This window comes from Streptomyces sp. NPDC050625 (assembly GCF_040654755.1).
GTDB lineage: Bacteria > Actinomycetota > Actinomycetes > Streptomycetales > Streptomycetaceae > Streptomyces.
Genome location: NZ_JBFAIQ010000027.1, coordinates 67,884 through 89,655, shown reverse-complemented (window position 1 = coordinate 89,655; position 21,772 = coordinate 67,884). Strand labels below are relative to the sequence as shown.

The following is a 21,772-nucleotide window of genomic DNA, read 5'->3' as shown; positions in this document are numbered from 1 at the left end:
CCGCTCTCAGTTACGCGGAGCCACCGCAGATGGTTTACCTTTCATACATACGTGGCCTCGGAGTCGACCGCGACCGTCCTCCCTGTGTCACCGCTTACGGCCCTGGCTGGCCTCCCCCGTCCAGCCAGGGCTTTTTAATGCCCCGAGGGCCGAATCCAGAGGTTCTCCACTCCGCCGAGGTGCTCAGCGCGGCGGCAGCGGCTGAAATGGGTGCAGGGAAAACACCGGAAACCCCCGCCGGCGAGGAGCCCTGCGCGATGACCAAAGCGATAAAACTGCTGACCGCCCTTCCGCAAGTGCAGCGCGAGCGTCTGATGGAGCTGGCACAGGAGGTCTCCTTCCCGGAGGACACCCATATCTTCGAGGCGGGTGGCACCGCCGACCGCTTCTGGGTGATCCGCTCGGGCGCGGTCAACCTCGATCAGGAGGTGACCTCCCACCAACGCGTGACCGTGGCCACCCTCGGCGCCGGCGACCTCCTCGGCTGGTCGTGGCTGTTCCCGCCGTACCAGTGGGACTTCGGCGCGGTGGCCTTCAGCCCGGTGCGCGCCTACGAGTTCGACGCGGCAGCGGTACTGGGCCTGTCCGTGGAGGACCCGCTGCTCGGACTGTCGCTGGTGCGGACCGTCGCCGAGATCCTCGCCCACCGGCTGGAGATGACCCGCGGCAAGCTGATGGACCAGTACACGCTGCGCCGGCGCGGGGCGCTTTAGGGCCTCAGACGCGGTAGCGGCGCAGTGCCGGCACTGCGGCGGTCAGGCCCAGCATCACGACGACGACCAGCAGGCCGCCGCCCGCGACGGCGGCCCGTGGGCCGAAGGCCGAGCCCGCCGTGCCGTGCAGCACGTCGGCCAGACGCGGGCCGCCCGCCACGACGACCGTGAACACGCCCTGCATACGGCCGCGCATCTCGTCGGTGGCCGCGGACAGCAGGATCGCCCCGCGGAAGACCATGGAGACCATGTCGGCGACCCCGGCGGCGGCCAGGAACGCCAGGGCGACCCACAGGTTCCGGCTCAGCCCGAACCCGGCGACGGCCACGCCCCAGCCGACCACCGAGCCGATCACCATCCAGCCGTGCCGCCTCGCCCGGGAGAACGTGCCGGAGAACAGTCCGCCGATCACCGCCCCGACCGGGATCCCGGCGAACAGCACACCGAGCGCGAGCCCCTCGCCGTACGACGCGTACGTCTCGGCGGCCAGCTGCGGGAACAGGGCGCGAGGCATGCCGAGGACCATGGCGACGATGTCGGCCAGGAAGGACAGCAGCAGCACCTTGTGCAGCGAGATGTAGCGGAAGCCCGCCGCGATCTCCCGCCATCCGGCGCGCCGGGCCACCGTCTGCCCCAGCGGCGGCAGCGCGGGGAGCCGTACGACGGCCCAGACCGTGACGCACAGGGCCAGGGCGTCGATCAGATACAGCTCGGGCAGGCCGATGACCGGGATCAGGGCACCGGCCAGCAGGGGCCCCGCCACCAGCCCGGTCTGCATGACCGTCGAGCCGAGGGCGTTGGCGGCGGGCAGTTCGTGCGCGGGCACCAGCCGGGCGATGGAGGCGTTGCGGGCCGGTGAGTTGAGGCCGAAGAACGCCTGCTGCAACGCGAGCAGGACCATCAGCGCGACCACCGACTCCAGCCCGGTCACCGCCTGCGCCCAGAACAGCAGCGAGGTCACGGCTATCCCGCTGTTGGTGACCAGCAGCAGCTTGCGGCGGTCCACGGTGTCGGCGACCGCCCCGCCCCACAGCGCGAACACCACCATCGGCACGAGACCGGCGAGGGACGCGTAGCCGACCCAGGCCGAGGAGTGCGTGATGTCGTAGATCTGCTTGGGTACGGCGACGGCGGTGAGCTGGCTGCCGACGGCGGTGACGATGGTCGAGGACCACAGCCGGCGGTAGGCGGGGCGGCGCAGGGGGCGGGTGTCCATCGCCCAGCGGCGCCAGCCGTGCCGGGGCGCGGCCGGCGCCGCGGGTGTGTCGGACTGCGCTTCGGCGCCGCTGCCTGTGCTCTCGCTCGTGTCCACGGGCTTCCCGTTGCTCGCTGTGGTTGCTCACTACATCTTTCGATTGCGAGCCTCACTATCGCAGCAACTCCCGCGCCTGCCGAACCGCTCCGTCTCACGATCCGGCGGCGCACGACCCCTGTCTCACGATCCGGCGACGAGCACCGCGCCGAGACCGAGCATCGTCGCGGCGACCAGACCGTCCAGGACGCGCCAGGCCGACGGGCTGGCGAGGAAGCGGCCGAGCAGCCGGGCGCCGAAGCCCAGGGCGGCGAACCAGCACAGGCTGGCCAGCGCGGCGCCGAGGCCGAAGGTCCAGCGCAGAGCGCCCCGGTCGGCGGCGAGGGAGCCGAGCAGGAACACGGTGTCCAGGTAGACGTGCGGATTGAGCCAGGTCATCGCCAGACAGGTGAGCACCGCCCGCCTGCGGGAGCCCGCCGCCTCGCCCTGCGCCCTCAGTCCGGTCCCGGGCTTGAGGACGCGGCGGGCGGCGAGGGCGCCGTAGCAGAGCAGGAAGGCGCCGCCGATCAGCCCGACCGCGGTCAGCGCCCCCGGCCACGCCACGACGACGGCGCCGACGCCGCCGACGCCCAGTGCGATGAGCAGGGCGTCGGACAGGGCGCAGATCCCGACGACGGCGAGGACCGCGTCACGGCGTACTCCCTGGCGCAGGACGAAGGCGTTCTGGGCACCGATGGCGACGATGAGGGAGAGGCCGGTGCCGAATCCGGCGGCCGCGGCGGTCAAGGCGTTGGACATGCCCTTGACGCTAGGCAAGGGATCACTGCGCGTACAGCTAAAGATTTTTACGTACCATTAGCAGCCATCATGACGAAGTGAGGGCGCACATGATGGCGGAGCTCCCCCTCGACCAGGTGCGGACGCTGCTGGCGGTGGTGGACGAGGGCACGTTCGACGCGGCGGCCGCGGCGCTGCATGTGACGCCGTCGGCGGTCAGTCAGCGGGTGAAGGCGCTGGAGCAGCGCACCGGCCGGGTGCTGCTGCGGCGCACGAAACCGGTGCGGCCGACGGAGTCCGGAGAGGTGCTGGTGCGGTTCGCCCGGCAGCTGGCCCGGCTGGAGCGGGACGCGCGCGGCGAACTCGGCATGAGCGGCGCCGGGGAGCCGACGCGGGTGTCGGTCGCGGTGAACGCGGACTCGCTGGCGACCTGGTTCCTCGGGGCGCTGACCCTCCTGCCGCAGGAGCCGCGGCTCTGTTTCGAGCTGCGCCGCGAGGACGAGGACCACACGGCGGCGCTGCTGCGCGAGGGGCTGGTGATGGCGGCGGTGACCTCGTCGCCCGACCCCGTTCCGGGCTGCTCGGTGCGTGCCCTGGGCCGGATGCGCTACCTCCCGGTGGCGAGCCCGGCCTTCGCCGCGGCACATCTGGGCGGGCCGCTGCGGGACGCGCTCGCCGGGGCGCCGGTGGTGGCCTTCGACCGGCGTGACGACTTCCAGGACGGCTTCGTGCGCACGCTGTCGCAGGGCCGGGCAGCGGCGAGCGCGCTACGGCACTACGTCCCGACGTCGGAGGGCTTCGCCGAGGCCGTGGCCGCGGGCCTCGGCTGGGGCATGGTGCCCGAGGCCCAGGCCGATCCGCTGCTGCGCACGGGCCGCCTCGTCCGGCTCGCGCCGCGGCGGTCGGTCGACGTCCCGCTGTTCTGGCAGCAGTGGAAGCTCGACTCCCCCGCGCTGGCGGCGCTGGCGGAGGCGGTGGTGGCCACGGCGGCGCGGACACTGCACGGGTAGCCACCGCACGACGAGCCGGGCTTCGTCGGACAGGGCCTAGCGGCTCCCCGTCCCGGCCGGCTCCGGCCCCGTACCGGCCGCCAGGGTGCCGGCCGCGCTGTCCAGGAGCATGTCCAGGGCGGTCGGATACGCGCTGGTGGGCATGCGCGCGGCGAGAAGCGGGGCCGCCTCGGCGATACGGGGGTGGATGGCGCGCGGCAGGCGGGCGTAGTCGGCTAGCGGCTCCCCGTCCCGGCCGGCTCCGGCCGCCAGGATGTCTGCCGCGCTGTCCAGGAGCATCTCCAAGGCGGTCGGATACGCGCTGGTGGGCATCCGGGCGGCGAGAAGCGGGGCCGCCTCGGCGATGCGCGGGTGGGTGGCGCGCGGCAGGCGGGCGTAGTCGGCTAGCGGCTCCCCGTCCCGGCCGGCTCCGGCCCCGTACCGGCCGCCAGGGTGTCGGCCGCGCTGTCCAGGAGCATCTCCAGTGCGGTCGGATACGCGCTGGTGGGCATCCGGGCGGCGAGGAGCGGGGCCGCCTCGGCGATGCGCGGGTGGGTGGCGCGCGGCAGGCGGGCGTAGGTCGAGTTCCACTTGTCGTCGTCGGCGCGCTGCGAGGCGCTCGGCAGGGCCAGGGACGCGGCGTCCAGGGCGGCGAAGGCCAGCGTCTGGTCGATGAAGGCGTGGTAGACGCGCACCGTCTCCCGCAGCGGGAAGCCGGCCGTGCGCAGCACGTCCAGGACGGCCTCGTCGGCGGCGAGTTCGTGCGCGCGGCCGGTGACCCGGTTCGCGGTGAGCAGGGCCGCCTGCGGGTGCGCGACGTACGCCGCGTGGATGCGCAGCCCGATCGCCCGCAGGTCCGCCCGCCACTGCCCCGTGGGCTCCCAGCCGCGCAGCGCCTGCCCGATGAGCGCGTCGCCGATGGCCAGCGTCAGGTCGTCCATGCCGCGGAAGTAGCGGTACAGCGTGCTGGGGTCGCAGTCGAGGGCCAGGCCCAGACGGCGCGCGGTGAGGCCGGCGCTGCCGTGCTCACGCAGCATGCGCAGCGCCGTCTCGACGATCAGCCGCTCGGAGAGCACGGTGCCGCTCCTGGTCGGCCGACGCCGCCGCCGCTTCTCCTCGGGCACCACCGGTTTCGGCATGCTCCACCCTCCCGTGCGCGCTCTTATGCCAACGCCATTGACCTTACGTGAGCCCGGGGCGTTGTATCTCGGGCCAGGGCGCGCCTGTCTTCGGCTTCGGCTTCAGCTTCGGCTTCGACTTCGACTACGGCTTTCGATCGTGAGGGATTTCGCCATGCGTGTGCTGCTCGTGGGAGCAGGCGGTGTCGGCACCGCCATCACCCGGATCGCCGCCCGGCGTCCGTTCTTCGACCTGATGGTCGTCGCCGACTACGACCACGCGCGCGCCGAGACAGCGGTCGCGGCGCTCGGCGCCGACGCCGCCCGGTTCCGCGCCGAGCGCGTGGACGCGGGCGACGAGTCCGCCGTGACGGAACTGCTGGCGCGCCACGGCTGCGACGTGCTCCTCAACGCCACCGACCCGCGCTTCGTCATGCCCCTGTTCCGGGCGGCGCGGTCGGCCGGCGCCTCCTACCTCGACATGGCGATGTCCCTGTCGCACCCGCACGCCGAGCGCCCGTACGAAGAGTGCGGGATCAAGCTGGGCGACGAGCAGTTCGAGCTGGCCGCCGACTGGGAGAAGGCGGGCACGCTGGCCCTCGTCGGCATGGGCGTGGAGCCCGGCCTGTCCGATGTGTTCGCCCGGTACGCCGCCGACGAACTCTTCGACGAGATCGACGAGATCGGCATCCGCGACGGCGCGAACCTCACCGTCGACGGCCATGACTTCGCTCCGTCGTTCAGCATCTGGACCACCATCGAGGAGTGTCTGAACCCGCCGGTGGTGTACGAGGCGGAGCGCGGCTGGTTCACCACCGCGCCGTTCAGCGAGCCGGAGGTGTTCGACTTCCCCGAGGGGATCGGTCCGGTGGAGTGCGTGAACGTCGAGCACGAGGAGGTGCTGCTGGTGCCGCGCTGGGTCGACGCCCGGCGGGTCACCTTCAAGTACGGGCTGGGCCGGGAGTTCATCGAGACCCTCAAGACGCTGCACCTGCTGGGCCTGGACCGCACCGGCCCGGTGACCGTGCCGGGCGCCGACGGACCGGTCGTGGTGTCGCCCCGGGACGTGGTCGCCGCCTGTCTGCCCGACCCGGCGACGCTGGGCGAGCGCATGCACGGCAAGACCTGTGCGGGTACCTGGGTGCGCGGCACCAAGGACGGCGCGTCGCGCGAGGTGTATCTGTACCACGTGGTCGACAACCAGTGGTCCATGGCGGAGTACGGCTGCCAGGCCGTGGTGTGGCAGACGGCGGTCAACCCGGTCGTCGCCCTCGAACTCCTCGCCACCGGTGCCTGGTCGGGCTCGGGCGTCCTCGGCCCGGAGGCGTTCCCGGCCCGCCCGTTCCTGGACCTGCTGACCGACTACGGCTCGCCCTGGGGCATGCGGGAGCAGTGATCCCGTCCCGGTCGCCCTTCCGGGAACTCCTGTGTTTCACAACCGGGTCGACGGTGACCCGAACTCGCGTTAAACATGTGCAAGGGCGCGGACGACATCGATCGCAGGTGACTTCCCATGGGCGACTGGCGAGAACAGGCCTCATGCCGCCACCACGACCCCGACCTCTTCTTCCCGATCGGCACCACAGGACCGGCGATGCTGCAGACGCAGCGGGCCAAGGCGGTCTGCAGGCGGTGCCGGGTCCGGGAGCGGTGCCTGGAGTGGGCGCTGGAGACGGGTCAGTGCGTCGGCATCTGGGGCGGCACGACGGAGATGGAACGGCGCGCGCTGAACCGGCGCGTCGGCGTACGGCGGCGCTCCTGAGGGGCGCGGGCCGCTCCTCACCCGTCCTGCGGCGCCGCCGTGCCCGGTAGCCGCAGGGTGAACTCGGCGCCCTTCCCGGGCGCGCCCGCCGCCTCGGCCGTACCGCCGTGGGCGGCGACCAAGTGGCGGACGATGGGCAGGCCCAGGCCGCTGCCGCCGGTGCGGCGGGAGCGGGACTTCTCGGCGCGCCAGAACCGGTCGAAGACATGCGGCAGATCCTCCGGCGCGATGCCGGTGCCGGTGTCGGTGACGGTGAACACGACCCGGTCGCCGTCGCGGCGGGCGGCGAGGGTGACCGTGCCATCGGCGGGCGTGTGGCGCAGGGCGTTGGAGACCAGGTTGCCGAGGGCCTGCCGCATCCGTACCGGGTCGGCGTCCAGCCAGGGGTCGCCGTCGGTCCCGGTGCGCAGGGTGACCCCGGCGGCGTCGGCGGCGACGCGGTGGGCGGCGGCCACCTGGTCGAGCAGTTCTGCGGCGCGGACCGGCTCGCGGTGCAGCCGCAGGGTGCCCGCGTCGGCGGCCGCCAGGTCCTGGAGGTCGTCGATGATGCGCTGGAGGACGAGGGCCTCCTCGTGCAGGGCGCCGAGCAGCGCGGGATCGGGGTCCACGAGTCCGTCCCGGGTGACCTCCAGCCAGCCGCGGATGTTGGTGAGCGGGCTGCGCAGTTCATGGGCGATGTCGCTGACCATCGCCCTGCGCTGGGCCTCAAGGCGTTCCCGGCGCTCGGTGAGGTCGTTGAACGCGGCGGCCAGCAGCCCGGTCTCGTCCCGTGTGCGCACCCGCGCCCGCACGTGCAGTTCGGGTGGCTGCTGCGCGGCCACCGTCAGCGCGCGCAGCGGTCGTACGAGACGGGTGGCGACCACCGCGGTGACGGCGACCGTGACGGCGAGGACCAGGCCGGCCGCGCCGACGATCTTGGCCTTGTTGGCCGGGGACATGTCGAAGCGGGGCACGCTCTGGTCCCCGATGCCGAGGAACAGCTCGGCCACCGGAGCGACGTAGGGGTCGAGTTGGGCGCGGCGGGCGCTGTCGACGCACCCCTGGACGCTGCGGGTCGTCCTCGCGTCGTCCATCCTGGCGAACTTGGTCGGGAAGAGCCGCGTCGTGGAGGTGCTGCCCCCGGGGTCGAAGGCGACGAACAGCGGGGAGCCGAGGTCGATGCCCTTGTCCGCCAGGCAGGTCCGGGCGCCCTGTTCCAGGGACACGCGGGCCTTGTCCTCGGTGCGGGTCGGCTCGTTCAATCCGTAGCCGCAGGTGACGCTCCCGCCGTAGTCGCCCGCGGCCGTGCCGTTCTCGTCGGTCAGGTAGGGCCGGCCGCTGGGGGTGTGCGCGACGATGACGCGGATGCCGTAGCGATCGTAGCAGATCCGCTGCTCCCGCGCCACGGCGTCCAGCTTCGAGCGTTCCTCGGCCGGCAGCCGGTACGGGCCGACCGCGCGCGGGTCGATGCCGCTGAGCTGGGCGCCGGACTCGCTGTAGGTGTCGGTGTGCAGGGGGTCGACGGAGGCGGCGGGCCGGGGCGGCAGCGGGGTGCCGTGCGGCGCGGAGTCGGCGATGAGGGTGCGGTCGGCGGTGGTGAGCGCGATCCGGCGGCCGGTCTTCGCGGCCAGCGCCCTGACCGTGTGCCGTACGCCGGTCCAGTCGGGGTGGGTCGCGGCGTATCCGCTGAGCCGGGCGAGGATGCTGTTGTCGGCGGCGAGGTCCTGGCCCTGTTCCTCCTCCAGGGCGCTGGTGGTGGTCGTGACCGCGAGCCAGGCGGTGGCGGCCACGGAGCAGACGGCGATCAGCACCGAGGCGAACAGCAGCCGGACGAGCAGCCGTTTGCGCCACGGTATCCGGGGCCTCACGGGCGGCCGCCGCTCAGCTTGTAGCCGACCCCGAACACGGTCACCAGCCGTACCGGCCGGCGCGGATCGGCCTCTATCTTCCGGCGCAGGTTCATGATGTGGACGTCGACGGCCCGTTCGGTGGAGGACCGGTCGAAGCCGCGGGTGCACTGGAGCAGTTGCCGTCGTGAGAACACCCGGTCCGGTTCGGCCGCCATGGCCAGCAGGATCTGGAACTCGGCCGGGGTGCACTCCACCCGCTCGCCGTCGCAGCGCACTTCGTGCCGTACCGGGTCGATGCGGATGCCGCCCGCGCGGACGCCGGGCTCCTCCCGCACCGCGACGCCGCGCCCGCTGCGCCGCAGGACCGTGCGGATGCGGGCCATCAGTTCGCGCGGGCTGTACGGCTTGGTCATGTAGTCGTCGGCACCCAGTTCCAGGCCGAGCAGGACGTCGTCCTCCGCCGAGCGGGCGGTGAGCATCAGTACGGGGATCTCGGCGTTCTCCCGCGCGCCGCGCAGCACCCGGCACACGCCGAAGCCGTCGATCACCGGGAGCATCAGGTCGAGGACCACGAGGTCGGGCCTCAGCCTGTGGGCCGCGTCCAGAGCGGCCGAGCCGTCGTGGACCACGGTGGCGGTGTGGCCCTCCGCCAGCAGCGAGCGGCGTATGAGTTCGGCCTGCATCTCGTCGTCCTCGGCGACCAGCACATGTGCGCACACGGGGCGGATCCTAGGGGGTTCAGAGGGCGAGCCAGTGGGCGTATCCCATCACGACGACGGGATGCCGGCCGGGGTCGAGGGCGCGGAGCAGTTCCTTCATGTGCGCCTGAGCGATACCGATGCAGCCGTGGGTGGGTCCGCCGTGGTCGACGTGGAACCAGATGCCGCCGCCCCGGCCCGCGCCGAGAGGGCGGGTCCGGTCGAGGGGTGAGGTGCCGGGCCTGCGGTTGTAGTCGATGGCGAGCACATGGTCGAACGAGCCAGCCAGCGGCTCGCCCGTGAAACCGGTGCCGGGCGAGACGAATCCGGTCGAGCGGTGGTACGGCAGCCGGGCGCCGGGGTCGCGGAGCAGGCCCCGGCGTCGGTGAGGGTGTAGACGCCGAGCGGCGAGCGCAGGTCCCCGGCCGTGTGGTGGTCGCTCCAGCCGCGCAGCGCGTTGTGTGCGGGCCGGCGGGCTCCCGCCTGCCGGCCCGCTTCGGTGTGCTCGTGCGGGACGACGGTCGATCGGGGCGAGTCCTTGGCGTGGCCGGTCGCCACGACCACCTGGCGCGCACGGCCGGGTATCGCGTTGCGGATCTTGGGGCCGAGACCGGGGATCCGCCGCGGGGCCGCCTCGACGGACGGCTCCGGTGCCGGTGCCCGCCGCGCCGCCGGCCTCCGGCTGGGGCTCGGGGGCGTCTCCGGGAGTTCAGTCGCTTCGGCGCCGCCGCCGCATCCCGTGAGCGGGAGGGGGGCCGCGAGGAGCGCGACGGCGGTTCTGCGATCGATCATGCTCCGACCCTGGCCGAGACTTGTGAGGAACTCGTCAGGTTCCACGGCCCGTTCCTGCGGTGCGCCGCGGTGGGCGCACCGCAGGAACCTGGGCTCGCCCTACGCCGTGCCCGGCTTGCCCTGGGTGTACAGCCAGGTCCGGAACAGTCCGTCCAACTGCTTGCCGGACTCCCGCTCGGACAGCTGCACGAACTGCGCAGTCGTCCCGTGCCCGCCCCGGTGCTCGGCGGCCCACGCGCGCAGGATGCGGAAGAACGCCTGATCGCCGACGGCCTTGCGCAGTTCGTGCAGGGCCATGGCGCCGCGGGCGTAGACCGGCGTGCCGAAGATGTTCGCGCCGCTGCCGGGGTTGCCGGGCGGATACGCCCACAAGTCGTCGCTCGCGCGGGTGGCGTACAGCTTGTCGAAGGTCTTCTGGGCGCTGTCGCCGCCGTGCTGCTCCTGGTAGAGCCACTCGGCGTAGGTGGCGAAGCCCTCGTTGAGCCAGATGTCCTTCCACGTGGTGAGGGAGACGGAGTCGCCGAACCACTGGTGGGCGTTCTCGTGGACGAGGGTGCTCAGATCGGGCGCCGAGTCGTACACGGGCCGGGTCTGGGTCTCCAGGGCGAACCCGACGTCCGGCGCCCGGTCGACGATCGAGCCGGCGGCCCGGTACGGGTAGGGGCCGAAGAGCCTGCTCTCCCACTCCAGGACGGACGGCAGCTTCTTCAGGACGGGCGCGGCCGCGTTCGCCTCACGCGGGTCGACGGCGTTGTACACCTGGATGCCGTCGCGGGTGGTGTACCGCTCGACCTTGAACTTGCCGATGGTCGCCGTGGCGAGATAGGCGGCCATGGGTGCCGTCTGGCGCCAGCGGTAGGTGGTCTGCCCGTGCGCGGTGCGCTGTCCCAGGAGGACGCCGTTGGCGACCGCGGTGCGTCCCTGTGGGACGGTGATCCTGAAGTCGTACGAGGACTTCTCCTTGGGGTGGCTGTTCGCCGGGAACCAGGTCATCGCGCCCTGGGGCTCACCGGCGACGAAGGCTCCGTCGTCGGTGGGGATCCATCCGTCGGGGGAGCCGTCCGGGTCGGTGACCGGCTTGGGGGTGCCGTGGTACGTGACCTCGACGCAGAAGTCCTGGCCTTCGTGCAGTGCCCGGCGCGGGGTGACCACGAGTTCCTGTCCGTCGCGGCGGAAGTCCGCCGTGGTGCCGTCGACGGTCAGGCGCGTGACCTTGAGGCCCTTGAGGTCGAGGTCGAAACGGGTCAGCTTCTGGGTGGCGCGGGCGCTGAGGACCGCGGTGCCGTCGAGATGGCGGGAGGCGGTGTCGTAGCGCAGGGTCAGGCCGTAGTGGCGGACGTGGTAACCACCGTTGCCCTGAAGCGGGAAGTACGGGTCGCCGACGCCGGAGGAGCCGGTGGTCCCGGCCGCGGCCGGTCCGGCGGCGGCGAGCAGTGCCGCCACGGCGACGGGTACGGTGGCGAGGACCGCCTCGCGGCGGAGGACTGTGGTGCGTCGTCTGTCGGCCTGCCTGCGAAGTGGCGTCACGTGCGCTCCCTGGGGGGTGGCGAATGATCAAACGCACCACAGACTAGGCGGCCAAGCTGACCAAAATCCCCCTCGTTCAGGTCAAGTTACGCCGCGTCGCCGATCAGAATCGGTCGCCGACGCGAGTGGAAACAGCACACTGCAGGCTCCCCACCCACCCTTCGACGGAGGCCCGTGCATGAGCGTCCGCGTGCGCCGGATCTATGAACCGCCCGAGCCCGAGGACGGCTTGCGCGTCCTGGCCGACCGCCTCTGGCCGCGCGGTGTGTCCAAGGACGCGGCCGAGGTGGACGAGTGGCCCAAGGCCCTCACCCCGTCGACCGAACTGCGCCACTGGTATCACGCGGGTGAGGGCTCCTTCGAGGAGTTCCGCAGGCGGTACGAGGCGGAGCTCGCCGCGCCGGAGGCCGCCGAACTGCTCGACGGCCTCCGGGAGGCGGCCCGTAAGGGACCGGTGACGCTGCTGACCTCCTCCAAGACCCCGGACGAGAGTCATGCCTCGGTGCTGGCACGGCTCCTGACGGACTGACTCAGGCCGTCTGCTTCGCCGCGGCCCGCCCGGCCGCGCGCCCGGAGAACAGGCAGCCGCCGAGGAAGGTGCCCTCCAGGGCGTTGTAGCCGTGGACGCCGCCGCCGCCGAAGCCGGCGACCTCGCCCGCCGCGTACAGCCCGCCGATGGGCTGCCCGTCGGCGCCCAGGGCGCGGGAGTCGAGGTCGGTCTGGATGCCGCCGAGGGTCTTGCGGGTGAGCACGTGCAGCTTGACGCCGATCAGCGGGCCGGCCGCCGGGTCGAGGATGCGGTGCGGGGTCGCGACCCGCCCGAGGCGGTCACCGATGTAGCGGCGGGCGTTGCGGATGCCCTGGACCTGGGAGTCCTTGCTGTACGGATTGGCGATCTGCAGGTCGCGCGCCTCGATCTGGCGGCGCACCTCGGCCGCGTCGAGCAGCGCCTTGTCCGCGAGGCCGTTCATCTTCTCGACGAGCTTTTCGAGGGTGTCCGCGGTCACGAAGTCCGCGCCGTTGCGCAGGAAGGCCTGCACCGGTCCGGGCGCTCCCTTGCCGAGCAGCCGGTCACGCAGCACCGCCTTGCGGTCCTTGGCGGTGATGTCGGGGTTCTGCTCGGAGCCCGACAGCGCGAACTCCTTCTCGATGATCTTCCGGGTGAGGATGAACCAGGAGTGGTCGTGGCCCGCGATGTCCTCGGTGGTGCGCAGATGCCTGAGCGTGCCGAGGGTGTCGTAGCCGGGCAGGCAGGGGTCGGGCAGTCGGCGGCCGAGGGCGTCGAGCCAGATGGAGGACGGGCCGGGCAGGATGCGGATGCCGTGGCCGGGCCAGATGGGGTTCCAGTTCTGCAGGCCCTCGGTGTAGTGCCACATGCGGTCCCGGTTGACCAGTCGTACGCCCGCGTCCGCGCTGATGTCGAGCATCCGGCCGTCGACATAGGCGGGGACGCCGGTGACCATCTCGGTGGGCGGCGTGCCGAGCCGCTCGGGCCAGTGGCGCCGGACGATGTCGTGGTTGGCGCCGATGCCGCCGGTGGTGACGACCACGGCCTGGGCGGTGAGTTCGAACTCGCCGGTCCGGTCGCGGTTGGAGGCCACTCCCCGCGGCGAGTCGTCGGCGGCGAGGACCGTGCCGCGCACCCCGCGCGCCGCCCCCTCCTCGATGATCAGCTCGTCCACCTGGTGGCGGTGGTGGAAGGTGAGCAGCCCGTCGCGCGCGGCCTGCCGGGCGTACCGCACGAACGGCTCGACCACGCCCGTACCGGTGCCCCAGGAGATGTGGAAGCGCGGTACGGAGTTGCCGTGGCCGTGCGCGCGCAGGTCGCCGCGCTCGGCCCAGCCGACCGTGGGCAGCAGCGAGATGCCGTGGCCCGCCAGCCAGGACCGCTTCTCCCCCGCCGCGAACTCGACATAGGCGCGGGCCCAGCGCACCGCCCAGGAGTCCTCGTCCTCGACGCGGTCGAACTGGGCACTGCCCTGCCAGTCGTTCCAGGCGAGGTCGAAGGAGTCCTTGATGCCGAGGCGGCGCTGCTCCGGGGAGTCGACGAGGAAGAGCCCGCCGAAGGACCAGAACGCCTGACCGCCGAGGTTGGCGGCGTTCTCCTGGTCGACCAGGGCGACGCGCCTGCCCCGGCTGGTGAGTTCGTGCGCCGCTACCAGGCCCGCGAGGCCCGCTCCGACGACGATGACGTCCGCGTCCATGGCGACCGTTTCCCTTCCCTGTACGCCTATACGACTCGTTCGGGGGCGCCGCCGGCATCGGTCAGCAGCGCGGTGAGCAGTTGCCTGAGCCAGGCGCGGGCGGTCTCCACGTCCCGGTCCAGCAGCAGTTGGGTGGTGACCCCGTCGTACGCGGCGACCACGGCCTGCGCCGCTCCGTCGACATCGCCGAGCACGGCGGGCAGTTCGGTGTGGCCCTTGGCCCGGGAGAGCCGATCGGCGATGGCGCCCCTGAGTCGGGCCCGGTGGTCGAGGAGGGTCCGGGCGACCTCGGGGTCACGCGCGGCGTGCACCAGGAAGTCGGTCTTGACGAGCAGCCAGTCCACGTCGAGCAGCAGCACCTCGGTGACCCGGTCCACGGAAGCGGGCACGTCCAGGTCGGGCCCGCCGCCGGCCAGTGCCTGGGTCACCTGCCGCGCGATGAGGTCCGCGCGCTCCTGGTACAGGGCGAAGAACAGCTCGTCGAGGGTGGCGAAGTTCGAGTAGAAGGCTCCCCGGCTGAATCCGGCGGCCTCGCAGACCTCCTCGATGGAGACCCGCCCGAAGCCCTTCGCGGCGAACACGCCGAATGCGGCCTCCAGCAGCCTGGCCCGGGTGTGGACCCGGCGCCTGGTCACGCGCTTGGCCGTGCCCTCCGCCGCCATGTCCGACCTCCGTTCGATACGTGAATGTATCGGATACATCAATGTATCGAAAGGTCTCCGCCGGGATCCCTCCACCAAGATCTGAAGGGAACATATTTTCGATTAAGGAGTACGCTGCTCCCATGGCCACGCACCTCCAGGGCTCCCTGTTCGACCAGACCGACGAGCTGCGGCTCGGCACCCTCGACGGAACACGCCGGACCCGGCTCGGCTACGGCGCCTGGATCGACGTACTGCCCGGCTGGCTGAGCGGCGGCGACGCCCTGTTCGAACAGCTGGCCGCGGACGTGCCCTGGCGCGCGGAGCGCCGCACGATGTACGACAACGTCGTGGACGTACCGCGACTGCTCGCCTTCTACGGCGCGGACGACCCGCTGCCGCACCCGGTCCTGGCAGAGGCCCGCGAGGCGCTGTGCCGGCACTACGCCGACGAGCTCGGCGAGCCCTTCACCACCGCCGGGCTGTGCTACTACCGAGACGGCCGGGACAGCGTCGCCTGGCACGGCGACCGGATCGGACGCGGCGCACGCGAGGACACGATGGTCGCCATCCTCTCCGTGGGCGCGCCCAGGGACCTGCTGCTGCGCCCGGTGGGCGGCGGCGACACGCTCCGGCGCCCGCTCGGCCACGGCGATCTCATCGTGATGGGCGGCTCCTGCCAGCGCACCTGGGAGCACTCGGTACCCAAGACGGCACGCGCCACCGGCCCGCGCATCAGCGTCCAGTACCGCCCGCGCGGCGTGCAGTGAGAGTCCGCGACCCCGCCCGCCGCGGACCCCCCGCCGTCTGGTTGGCTGTGCCCCGTCGAACGGCGCGCTCACACCTCGGGAAGACCATGCGAGCAGACGTACACCAAGTGGCGGACGGCACCTACCTGGTGCACGGCAGCAACACCAACTGGGTGATCCTGACCGACGGGGACGCCGCCACCCTGGTGGACACCGGCTACCCCGGGGACCGGCGGCAGCTCCTCGACTCGCTCGCCGCCGTGGGCAGTTCACCACAGGCGCTGGCGGCCGTCCTGATCACCCACGCCCACAACGACCACCTCGGCTCGGCCGAGTACCTGCGCGGCACCTACGGCACGCCGGTCTACCTGCACGAGGCCGAAGTCCCGCACGCCCGCCGGGACTTCCTCCAGCAGGTGACCCCCGGCCAGGTGGTGCGCAACGCCTGGCGTCCGGGCGTCGTGCCGTGGCTGGTGCACGTGCTGCGCGTCGGCGGGGCCGAGCAGCACCCCGTCACCGCTCCCGAGGCCTTTCCCCGCGAGGGAGCCCTCGACCTGCCGGGCCGGCCGGTCCCGGTGCACACCCCCGGCCACACGGACGGTCACTGCGTCTACCATCTGCCGCAGGCCGGGATCGTGCTGTCCGGCGACGCCCTGGCCACCGGCCATGCCACCGCACGGGCAAAGGGCCCGCAGCTGCTGCCCGGCATGTTCCACCACGAGCGCGCCCGCGCGCTGGCCTCACTGGACCTGATCGAGGCACTGGACGGCGACACCCTGCTGCCCGGCCACGGCCCGGTCCACCACGGTTCGGTGAGCAAGGCCGCCCAGGAGGCTCGGGACCGGGCGCACCGACCCGGGCGCTGAAGCCCGGTACGCGGCCTTAGGGTTCGTGCCATGGCACTGCAGATCAGCGCGACCAACCCGGAGCACCCCGCGCTCCTGCTCGAACTCCCCTGGGACGTGCCCTTGGAGGAGTGGCCCGAGGAACTACTCGTGCCACTGCCCCGGGGCATCTCCCGGCACGTCGTGCGCTACGCGCGGGCCGGCGACGAGGTGATCGCCGTCAAGGAGCTCGCCGAGCGGCCCGCGCTGCGCGAGTACGAACTGCTGCGCGACCTGGACCGGCTGGGCATCCCCGCGGTGGACCCGCTGGCGGTCATCACCGGACGCACCGACGGCGCGGGCGCCCCGCTGGAGTCGGTGCTGGTCACCCGGCACCTGGGCGGCTCGATGCCGTACCGCTCGATGTTCGAGACGACCATGCGTCCGGCGACCATGCACCGGCTGATGGACGCCCTCGCCGTGCTGCTGGTCCGGCTGCATCTGGCCGGGTTCGCCTGGGGCGACTGCTCGCTGTCCAACACGCTGTTCCGGCGGGACGCGGGCGCGTACGCGGCCTATCTGGTGGACGCGGAGACCGGCGACCTGCACCCACGGCTCAGCGCTGGGCAGCGGGACTACGACCTCGATCTGGCACGTGTGAACATCAGCGGCGAACTGCTGGACCTGGAGGCGTCCGGGGCGCTGCACCCGTCCGTCGACCCGATCGAGTTCGGCACGGAGATCTGCGCCCGCTACCAGGGCCTGTGGCAGGAGCTGACCCGCACGTCCGTGTACCCGGTGGGCAAGTACCACTACATAGAGCGGCGGATACGGCGGCTCAACGACCTCGGCTTCGACGTGGCCGAGATGCAGATCGAGCGCTCCGCCGACGGCGACACGGTGACCTTCGTGCCGAAGGTCGTCGACGCCGGCCACCACCAGCGCCAGCTGCTGCGCCTGACCGGTCTGGACACCGAGGAGAACCAGGCCCGCAGACTGCTGAACGACCTGGAGAGCTGGATGGCCACCCAGGACGACTACGGGCCCGGCAATCCCCTCTCCGCGCGCCCGGAAGTGCTGGCCCACCGGTGGGTACGGGACGTGTTCCGCCCCACCGTGCGCGCCGTGCCGCTCGATCTGCGCGGCTCCATGGACCCGGCCGAGATCTACCACGAGCTGCTCGAACACCGCTGGTACCTGTCCGAGCGGGCGCAGCAGGACATGGGCCTGGACACCGCGGTCCAGGACTACATCGAGAACGTCCTCCCCAAGGCACGCGAGACGCTGGAGCCCACCACGCCCGAGTAGGTCAGTCGTGCGGGACCACGGCCACCGGGCAGTCGGCGTGGTGCAGCACCCCATGCGCCACCGAGCCGATCCGGGCGCCCACCGCCGTGAGGTGCGCGCGGCGCCCGACGACCATCAGCTGGGCCTGTCCGGCCACGGACAGCAGCACCTGGCCCGCGCTGCCCATCTCCACCTGCTCGGCCACACGGACTGCGGGAAAGCGCTCCCGCCACGGCTTCAGCGCGTCGGCCAGGGCCTTCTTCTCGTACGGCTCCAGGCCGCCGGCCTCGTCGAGAAGCTTCAGCGAACCCGGGCTGTAGGCGAAGACCGGCGGCAGCGTCCAGGCGCGTACCGCCCGGACCGTGGCCCCGCGGGCGGCCGCCGTCTCGAACGCGAACCGCAGGACGGCCGCGCTGTCCTGCGGGCCGCCCTGCTGGCCCACGACCACCTCCCGCCCGGCCGCCTCCGCGGCCGGCCGGTCCCCGGCGCGCACCAGCACCACGGGCCGCGCGGCCTCGGCGATCACCTGCTGTCCGACCGAGCCGAGCAGGAACCCCACGACGGCCCCGTGCCCGCGCGAGCCGAGCACCAGCATCTCCGCCTCGGCCGCGGCCCCGACCAGTACCTCGGCGGCGTGCCCCTCGACCACGTCCATGGTCACCGTCAGCTCCGGGTGGCGCTCGGTGACGGCACGCACGGCCTCCGTGACGCCGTCCGACACCCATCGGTGCTGTGTGTCCCGGTCCCCGGCGCCCTCCGCCTCATGCGGGTGGAACCGCCACGCATGCACCACGCGCAGCGGCAGCTCCCGGCGTACGGCCTCCCGCGCCGCCCAGGCCAGCGCGGCGAGACTCTCCTCCGTACCGTCGACCCCTGCCGTGATCGGGCGTGTCATGCTCCGGCCTCCTCGTGATCCGCCGTCTGAGGGGCCAGTCTTCACTACGCCGCGACCACGGCGACGCAGTGGGCGCAGGTGAACGCCGACGCGGCCGCCCCGGTGGCGCCGGGGCGCGTGGCCGCCCGGTTCCGCGTACCGGAGCGAATACGGGCGATCGAACATACGATGGGCGGGAACCGGTGCGGTGACAACGGCGACACCGTCCCGTGAAACGACCTCTCGGGGTGGGAGACGTATGGCACAGGCCGCCGACACAGCGCGGACCGTCATCATGACCGTGGACGACGACCCGGGGGTGTCCCGAGCCGTCGCCCGGGACCTGCGGCGGCGCTACGGCGAGTCGCACCGGATCGTGCGCGCGGAGTCCGGCGAGTCCGCGCTGGAGGCGCTGCGCGAACTGAAGCTGCGCGGCGACCTGGTGGCGGTCATCCTGGCCGACTACCGGATGCCGCAGATGAACGGCATCGAGTTCCTGGAACAGGCCCTGGACGTGTACCCGGGCGCCCGGCGGGTGCTGCTGACCGCCTACGCGGACACGAACGCGGCGATCGACGCGATCAACGTCGTGGACCTGGACCACTATCTGCTCAAGCCGTGGGACCCGCCGGAGGAGAAGCTCTATCCGGTGCTGGACGACCTGCTGGAGGCCTGGCGGCGCAGCGACTTCCACTGCGTGCCCAGCACCAAGGTCGTCGGGCACCGCTGGTCGGCGCGTTCGTCGGACGTGCGCGAGTTCCTGGCCCGCAACCAGGTGCCGTACCGCTGGTACTCCGTCGAGGAGCCGGAGGGACAGCGGCTGCTCGCCGCGGCCGGACAGGACGGGCAGCGGCTGCCCCTGGTGATCACACCGGACGGCACGCCCCTGGTGGAGCCCGAGGCTCCGGAACTGGCCGCCCGGGTGGGGCTGGCGACCACGCCGACGGCCGACTTCTACGACCTCGTCGTCATCGGCGGCGGCCCGGCCGGGCTCGGCGCGGCGGTGTACGGGGCGTCGGAGGGGCTGCGGACCGTGCTGGTGGAGCGGTCGGCCACCGGCGGGCAGGCCGGGCAGAGTTCGCGGATCGAGAACTACCTCGGCTTCCCCGACGGCGTCTCGGGCGGCCAGCTCACCGAGCGTGCCCGGCGGCAGGCCGCCAGGTTCGGTGCCGAGATCCTCACCGCGCGCGAGGTGACGGGACTGGAGGCCAACGGGGCGGCCCGCGTCGTACGGTTCGCGGACGGTTCCGCGATCGCGGCGCACAGCGTGATCCTGGCGACGGGCGTGCAGTACCGGCAGCTGGAGGCCCAGGGCTGTATCGACCTCACCGGCTGCGGGGTGTTCTACGGCTCCGCACTGACCGAGGCGGCCTCCTGCCAGGGGCACGACGTGTACATCGTCGGCGGCGCCAACTCGGCGGGCCAGGCGGCGATGTACCTGTCCAGGTTCGCCAAGTCGGTGACCCTGCTGGTGCGCGGCGCCGATCTGTCGGCGTCGATGTCGTACTACCTGATCCAGCAGATCGACGAGGCACCGAACATCTCGGTGCGCAGTCACACGGTGGTCGACGCCGCACACGGCACCGACCGTCTGGAGCGGCTGACGCTGCGTCATGTGGCGAGCGGTGAGAGCGAACTGGTCGACGCCCAGTGGATGTTCGTGTTCATCGGCGCGGCCCCGCTGACCGACTGGCTGGGCGAGAGCGTGCTGCGCGACGAGCGCGGTTTCATCCTCGCCGGACCCGATCTGACCCCCGACGGCCGGCCGCCTGCGGGCTGGGAGCTGGACCGGCCTCCGTACCACCTGGAGACCAGCGTTCCGGGCGTGTTCGTGGCGGGCGACGCCCGCGCCGAGTCCGCCAAGCGGGTCGCGTCCGCCGTCGGAGAAGGAGCCATGGCCGTGATGCTCGTCCACCGGTATCTGGAGCAGTCATGAGCGGGCAGTCGATGCCGTGCAGCCCGCAGGAGATCGGCTCGCTGTTCCTGTTCGAGAAGCTGGCTCCGGAGCAGCTCGGGCGGTTGTGCAGCGCGGGGCGCGTGGAACTGTTCCAGCCGGGCCCGGTCTACACCGAAGGTGATCCGGCCACGTGCTTCTACGTGATGATCGAGGGCACGGTCGTGCTGTCCCGCCGGGTCGGCGGGGACGACGTGGAGGTCACCCGGACCTCGCAGCCCGGGGTGTACGCGGGCGCCATGCAGGCCTATCTCGGCGACCGGGTGCGCCAGGTGTACAACAACTCGATGCGGGTGACGGAGCCGACCAGGTTCTTCGTGCTGCCCGGGGACACCTTCGCGGACATCATGAGCGAGTGGTTCCCGATGGCCGTGCACCTGCTGGAGGGCCTGTTCTTCGGTTCGAAGAGCATGCAGGCCGCCATCGGCCAGCGGGAGCGGCTGCTGGCGCTCGGCTCGCTGTCGGCCGGACTCACGCACGAGCTCAACAACCCCGCAGCGGCGGCCGTCCGGGCCACCTCGACGCTGCGGGAGCGGGTCGCGAAGATGCGGCACAAGCTCGCCGTGATCGCCGAAGGGCCCTTCTCCCGCGACGCGTTGGCGAGCCTGATCGAGATCCAGGAACGCACCGCGGAGCGGGTCTCCAAGGCACCGGCGCTCAGCCCGCTGGAGGCCTCGGACCGGGAGGACGCGCTCACCGACTGGCTGGAGGACCACGGCATCGACCAGGGCTGGCAGCTGGCACCCACCTTCGTCCAGGCCGGACTCGACGTCGACTGGCTGGAGCAGGTCGCGGCGGCCGTCGACGAGGAGATCCTGCCCGGGGCGGTCGGCTGGCTCAACTACACCATCGAGACCGAGCTGCTGATGAACGAGATCGAGGACTCCACCACCCGTATCTCGCATCTGGTCGACGCGGCCAAGCAGTACTCCCAACTGGACCGGGCGCCCTACCGGATGGTGGACGTGCACGAACTCCTCGACAGCACCCTGCTGATGCTGTCCGGCAAGATCGGGCAGCGCATCGAGGTCGTCAAGGAGTACGACCGCACGCTCCCGCCGGTCCCGGGCTACCCGGCCGAACTCAACCAGGTTTGGACCAACCTCATCGACAACGCGGTCTGCGCCATGAACGACGCCGGTGGAGAAGGCACGTTGACCGTGCGGACGGCACTCGACCACGAGCGGGTGCTGGTGGAGTTCCGGGACACCGGGCCGGGGATCGCCCCGGAGATCAGAAGCCGGATCTTCGACCCGTTCTTCACCACCAAGCCGGTCGGCCAGGGCACCGGCCTGGGCCTGGACATCTCCTGGCGGATCGTCGTCAACAAGCACCACGGCAGCCTCCAGGTCGAGTCCGCGCCCGGCGACACCCGCTTCCAGGTCCTGCTGCCGCTGACCGCCGAGACGCCCGAGGAGACAGCATGAGCACCGATCCCGCGATCGACCCGAGCGTCCCGCCCAGCGGCACCGGCTGCGTCGAGTGCGACGAGGCCGGCGGCTGGTGGTTCCATCTGCGCCGCTGTACGCAGTGCGGGCACATCGGCTGTTGCGACGACTCCCCCGCCAAGCACGCCACGGCCCACTACCGGACCACCGGGCACCCCGTCATCCGCAGCTTCGAGCCCGGCGAGGACTGGTTCTGGAACTACGACACCGACGAGTTGTACGCATCCGGTCCCGAGCTCGCTGCCCCCATCGCCCACCCCGCCGACCAGCCCGCGCCCGGCCCGGCAGGACGGGTGCCCGAGAACTGGGCGCAGACCCTGCGCTGAGCGCCCGC

General features: G+C 72.2%; 21 protein-coding genes and 1 pseudogene. 11 read left to right on the top strand and 11 right to left on the bottom strand.

The window, feature by feature from the left end; all coding sequences use genetic code 11:
• The first annotated feature begins 257 nt into the window (after nucleotides 1-257).
• Nucleotides 258-713: a cyclic nucleotide-binding domain-containing protein gene (locus AB0I54_RS38115; RefSeq protein WP_363300870.1), complete on the top strand. Its 456-nt coding sequence runs from the start codon at nucleotides 258-260 to the stop codon at nucleotides 711-713.
• Nucleotides 714-717: 4 nt separating this feature from the next.
• On the opposite strand, the gene AB0I54_RS38110 is transcribed toward AB0I54_RS38115, so the two are convergent.
• Complete coding sequence (locus AB0I54_RS38110; RefSeq protein ID WP_363300869.1) at nucleotides 718-2,025, bottom strand: MFS transporter; 1,308 nt, start codon at nucleotides 2,023-2,025, stop codon at nucleotides 718-720.
• 123 nt (nucleotides 2,026-2,148) lie between these two features.
• Nucleotides 2,149-2,763: a LysE family transporter gene (locus AB0I54_RS38105; protein WP_363300868.1), complete on the bottom strand. Its 615-nt coding sequence runs from the start codon at nucleotides 2,761-2,763 to the stop codon at nucleotides 2,149-2,151.
• Between the two features lie 89 nt (nucleotides 2,764-2,852).
• Between AB0I54_RS38105 and AB0I54_RS38100 the strand changes: the two genes are divergently transcribed.
• Nucleotides 2,853-3,752 (top strand): LysR family transcriptional regulator ArgP, encoded by a 900-nt coding sequence (locus AB0I54_RS38100; protein WP_363300883.1) that lies wholly within the window; start codon nucleotides 2,853-2,855, stop codon nucleotides 3,750-3,752.
• 90 nt (nucleotides 3,753-3,842) lie between these two features.
• Here the strand turns inward: AB0I54_RS38100 and AB0I54_RS38095 are convergent.
• Both AB0I54_RS38095 and AB0I54_RS38090 read right to left on the bottom strand, forming a co-directional pair.
• Nucleotides 3,843-3,968, bottom strand: a pseudogene (locus AB0I54_RS38095) (TetR/AcrR family transcriptional regulator); the annotation flags it as partial.
• 167 nt (nucleotides 3,969-4,135) lie between these two features.
• Nucleotides 4,136-4,870: a TetR/AcrR family transcriptional regulator gene (locus AB0I54_RS38090; RefSeq protein WP_363300867.1), complete on the bottom strand. Its 735-nt coding sequence runs from the start codon at nucleotides 4,868-4,870 to the stop codon at nucleotides 4,136-4,138.
• A 154-nt stretch (nucleotides 4,871-5,024) separates the two neighbouring features.
• Between AB0I54_RS38090 and AB0I54_RS38085 the strand changes: the two genes are divergently transcribed.
• A complete protein-coding gene (locus AB0I54_RS38085) occupies nucleotides 5,025-6,245 on the top strand; it encodes a saccharopine dehydrogenase C-terminal domain-containing protein (RefSeq protein ID WP_363300866.1) in 1,221 nt (406 codons plus the stop codon).
• A gap of 117 nt (nucleotides 6,246-6,362) precedes the next feature.
• Complete coding sequence (locus AB0I54_RS38080; protein ID WP_363300865.1) at nucleotides 6,363-6,611, top strand: WhiB family transcriptional regulator; 249 nt, start codon at nucleotides 6,363-6,365, stop codon at nucleotides 6,609-6,611.
• Between the two features lie 17 nt (nucleotides 6,612-6,628).
• Here AB0I54_RS38080 and AB0I54_RS38075 read toward each other — a convergent pair whose 3' ends face one another.
• From AB0I54_RS38075 to AB0I54_RS38060, 4 genes are all read right to left on the bottom strand, one after another.
• The gene (locus AB0I54_RS38075; protein ID WP_363300864.1) at nucleotides 6,629-8,458 is read right to left on the bottom strand and encodes a HAMP domain-containing sensor histidine kinase; all 1,830 of its coding nucleotides are present in this window, start codon (nucleotides 8,456-8,458) and stop codon (nucleotides 6,629-6,631) included.
• The gene (locus AB0I54_RS38070) at nucleotides 8,455-9,159 is read right to left on the bottom strand and encodes a response regulator transcription factor (RefSeq protein WP_363300863.1); all 705 of its coding nucleotides are present in this window, start codon (nucleotides 9,157-9,159) and stop codon (nucleotides 8,455-8,457) included. Before AB0I54_RS38070 ends, AB0I54_RS38075 begins: the two co-directional genes overlap by 4 nt.
• Nucleotides 9,160-9,178: 19 nt before the next feature.
• Nucleotides 9,179-9,583, bottom strand: a complete 405-nt coding sequence (locus AB0I54_RS38065) for a L,D-transpeptidase family protein (RefSeq protein ID WP_363300882.1) — start codon at nucleotides 9,581-9,583, stop codon at nucleotides 9,179-9,181.
• Nucleotides 9,584-10,029: 446 nt separating this feature from the next.
• Complete coding sequence (locus AB0I54_RS38060; protein WP_363300862.1) at nucleotides 10,030-11,457, bottom strand: M1 family metallopeptidase; 1,428 nt, start codon at nucleotides 11,455-11,457, stop codon at nucleotides 10,030-10,032.
• A gap of 178 nt (nucleotides 11,458-11,635) precedes the next feature.
• Between AB0I54_RS38060 and AB0I54_RS38055 the strand changes: the two genes are divergently transcribed.
• Nucleotides 11,636-11,986, top strand: coding sequence for a DUF488 family protein (locus tag AB0I54_RS38055; protein WP_363300861.1), 351 nt, complete (start codon nucleotides 11,636-11,638; stop codon nucleotides 11,984-11,986).
• A 1-nt stretch (nucleotide 11,987) separates the two neighbouring features.
• Here the strand turns inward: AB0I54_RS38055 and AB0I54_RS38050 are convergent, their stop codons facing one another.
• Together AB0I54_RS38050 and AB0I54_RS38045 are read right to left on the bottom strand one after the other, a co-directional pair.
• The gene (locus AB0I54_RS38050; RefSeq protein WP_363300860.1) at nucleotides 11,988-13,661 is read right to left on the bottom strand and encodes an FAD-binding dehydrogenase; all 1,674 of its coding nucleotides are present in this window, start codon (nucleotides 13,659-13,661) and stop codon (nucleotides 11,988-11,990) included.
• Between the two features lie 26 nt (nucleotides 13,662-13,687).
• Nucleotides 13,688-14,323, bottom strand: coding sequence for a TetR/AcrR family transcriptional regulator (locus tag AB0I54_RS38045; RefSeq protein ID WP_363300859.1), 636 nt, complete (start codon nucleotides 14,321-14,323; stop codon nucleotides 13,688-13,690).
• A 122-nt stretch (nucleotides 14,324-14,445) separates the two neighbouring features.
• Between AB0I54_RS38045 and AB0I54_RS38040 the strand changes: the two genes are divergently transcribed.
• From AB0I54_RS38040 to AB0I54_RS38030, 3 genes are all read left to right on the top strand, one after another.
• On the top strand, nucleotides 14,446-15,072 hold the full coding sequence (locus AB0I54_RS38040; RefSeq protein ID WP_363300858.1) for an alpha-ketoglutarate-dependent dioxygenase AlkB: 627 nt from the start codon (nucleotides 14,446-14,448) through the stop codon (nucleotides 15,070-15,072).
• Nucleotides 15,073-15,158: 86 nt separating this feature from the next.
• Nucleotides 15,159-15,917 (top strand): MBL fold metallo-hydrolase, encoded by a 759-nt coding sequence (locus AB0I54_RS38035; RefSeq protein ID WP_363300857.1) that lies wholly within the window; start codon nucleotides 15,159-15,161, stop codon nucleotides 15,915-15,917.
• Nucleotides 15,918-15,947: 30 nt separating this feature from the next.
• Nucleotides 15,948-17,183, top strand: coding sequence for a DUF4032 domain-containing protein (locus tag AB0I54_RS38030; protein WP_363300856.1), 1,236 nt, complete (start codon nucleotides 15,948-15,950; stop codon nucleotides 17,181-17,183).
• 1 nt (nucleotide 17,184) lies between these two features.
• Here AB0I54_RS38030 and AB0I54_RS38025 read toward each other — a convergent pair whose 3' ends face one another.
• Complete coding sequence (locus AB0I54_RS38025) at nucleotides 17,185-18,057, bottom strand: universal stress protein (RefSeq protein ID WP_363300855.1); 873 nt, start codon at nucleotides 18,055-18,057, stop codon at nucleotides 17,185-17,187.
• Between the two features lie 238 nt (nucleotides 18,058-18,295).
• Here AB0I54_RS38025 and AB0I54_RS38020 point away from each other — a divergent pair, with 238 nt between their 5' ends.
• From AB0I54_RS38020 to AB0I54_RS38010, 3 genes are read left to right on the top strand one after another with little or no spacing between them, the layout of a single operon-like run.
• On the top strand, nucleotides 18,296-19,972 hold the full coding sequence (locus AB0I54_RS38020; RefSeq protein ID WP_363300854.1) for an FAD-dependent oxidoreductase: 1,677 nt from the start codon (nucleotides 18,296-18,298) through the stop codon (nucleotides 19,970-19,972).
• Nucleotides 19,969-21,417, top strand: coding sequence for an ATP-binding protein (locus tag AB0I54_RS38015; protein WP_363300853.1), 1,449 nt, complete (start codon nucleotides 19,969-19,971; stop codon nucleotides 21,415-21,417). The genes AB0I54_RS38020 and AB0I54_RS38015 overlap by 4 nt, the downstream gene beginning before the upstream one ends.
• Nucleotides 21,414-21,764 (top strand): UBP-type zinc finger domain-containing protein, encoded by a 351-nt coding sequence (locus tag AB0I54_RS38010; RefSeq protein ID WP_363300852.1) that lies wholly within the window; start codon nucleotides 21,414-21,416, stop codon nucleotides 21,762-21,764. The genes AB0I54_RS38015 and AB0I54_RS38010 overlap by 4 nt, the downstream gene beginning before the upstream one ends.
• Nucleotides 21,765-21,772: the final 8 nt, after the last annotated feature.

Bases quoted from the DNA above. Each gene is read 5' to 3' on its own strand.
- AB0I54_RS38105 (WP_363300868.1), bottom strand. From the start codon at position 2,763: ATGTCCAACGCCTTGACCGCCGCGGCCGCCGGATTCGGCACCGGCCTC.
- AB0I54_RS38090 (WP_363300867.1), bottom strand. From the start codon at position 4,870: ATGCCGAAACCGGTGGTGCCCGAGGAGAAGCGGCGGCGGCGTCGGCCG.
- AB0I54_RS38045 (WP_363300859.1), bottom strand. From the start codon at position 14,323: ATGGCGGCGGAGGGCACGGCCAAGCGCGTGACCAGGCGCCGGGTCCAC.
- AB0I54_RS38055 (WP_363300861.1), top strand. From the start codon at position 11,636: ATGAGCGTCCGCGTGCGCCGGATCTATGAACCGCCCGAGCCCGAGGAC.
- AB0I54_RS38030 (WP_363300856.1), top strand. From the start codon at position 15,948: ATGGCACTGCAGATCAGCGCGACCAACCCGGAGCACCCCGCGCTCCTG.
- AB0I54_RS38085 (WP_363300866.1), top strand. From the start codon at position 5,025: ATGCGTGTGCTGCTCGTGGGAGCAGGCGGTGTCGGCACCGCCATCACC.
- AB0I54_RS38040 (WP_363300858.1), top strand. From the start codon at position 14,446: ATGGCCACGCACCTCCAGGGCTCCCTGTTCGACCAGACCGACGAGCTG.
- AB0I54_RS38100 (WP_363300883.1), top strand. From the start codon at position 2,853: ATGATGGCGGAGCTCCCCCTCGACCAGGTGCGGACGCTGCTGGCGGTG.
- AB0I54_RS38020 (WP_363300854.1), top strand. From the start codon at position 18,296: ATGGCACAGGCCGCCGACACAGCGCGGACCGTCATCATGACCGTGGAC.
- AB0I54_RS38050 (WP_363300860.1), bottom strand. From the start codon at position 13,661: ATGGACGCGGACGTCATCGTCGTCGGAGCGGGCCTCGCGGGCCTGGTA.
- AB0I54_RS38080 (WP_363300865.1), top strand. From the start codon at position 6,363: ATGGGCGACTGGCGAGAACAGGCCTCATGCCGCCACCACGACCCCGAC.
- AB0I54_RS38010 (WP_363300852.1), top strand. From the start codon at position 21,414: ATGAGCACCGATCCCGCGATCGACCCGAGCGTCCCGCCCAGCGGCACC.
- AB0I54_RS38025 (WP_363300855.1), bottom strand. From the start codon at position 18,057: ATGACACGCCCGATCACGGCAGGGGTCGACGGTACGGAGGAGAGTCTC.
- AB0I54_RS38035 (WP_363300857.1), top strand. From the start codon at position 15,159: ATGCGAGCAGACGTACACCAAGTGGCGGACGGCACCTACCTGGTGCAC.
- AB0I54_RS38115 (WP_363300870.1), top strand. From the start codon at position 258: ATGACCAAAGCGATAAAACTGCTGACCGCCCTTCCGCAAGTGCAGCGC.
- AB0I54_RS38015 (WP_363300853.1), top strand. From the start codon at position 19,969: ATGAGCGGGCAGTCGATGCCGTGCAGCCCGCAGGAGATCGGCTCGCTG.